Below are 772 nucleotides of genomic sequence, written 5' to 3' on the forward strand. Positions count from 1 at the left end.
GCGGCGGCGATCTCACCCTGCGAGTGACCCACCACCACCGACGGCTCGACCCCGGCGGCGCGCCAGACCTCGGCCAGCGAGACCATCACGGCCCACAACACCGGCTGAACCACATCAACCCGCTCCAGCCACGCCTCACCGGCCCGGCCGAGCAGCACATCCTCCAACGACCAGTCGGTGAACGGCGCCAGCGCGGCCCCGCACTCGGCGATCCGCTCGGCGAAAACCGGAGACTGCTCCCACAGCTCGGCACCCATCGCCGCCCACTGCGAACCCTGACCCGGGAAGACGAACGCCACCTTCCCCGCGGAGCCTGCGGTGCCCTGCACCAGACCCGCACCCGGCTCACCGGAAGCCAACGCCTCCAGACCCCGGACCGCACCCTCGCGATCGGCCGCGACCAGCACCGCCCGGTGCTCGAACCCGGCCCGCGAGGCCATCAGCGAGTAGCCCACGTCGAGGAGGCCGGCCTCGGTCTGCCCGGAGAGGAGGGCCAGCAGTCGGGCTGCCTGGCCCGCCAGCGCCTTGTCGGTCTTGGCGGACAGCAGCAGCGGCACGATGCCGGAGTCGACCTCCGCCGGCTCCTCCACGACCACCGGAGCGAACTCGAGGATGGTGTGGGCGTTGGTGCCACTGATACCGAACGACGACACCGCCGCACGGCGCGGACGCCCCGTCTCCGGCCACTGCCGCGACTCGGTCAGCAGCGACACCGCACCCGAGGCCCAATCCACCTTCGGCGAGGGCTCGTTCACGTGCAGCGTCTGCGGCA

Annotated in this window: 1 protein-coding gene; it reads right to left on the bottom strand. The window is 72.2% G+C overall.

What is annotated here, in order from left to right:
• The coding region (locus ABD369_RS40790; protein WP_344641687.1) for an acyltransferase domain-containing protein at positions 1-772 on the bottom strand (772 nt) is incomplete at both ends.

This window comes from Kitasatospora cystarginea, from assembly GCF_039533515.1.
Lineage (GTDB): Bacteria > Actinomycetota > Actinomycetes > Streptomycetales > Streptomycetaceae > Kitasatospora > Kitasatospora cystarginea.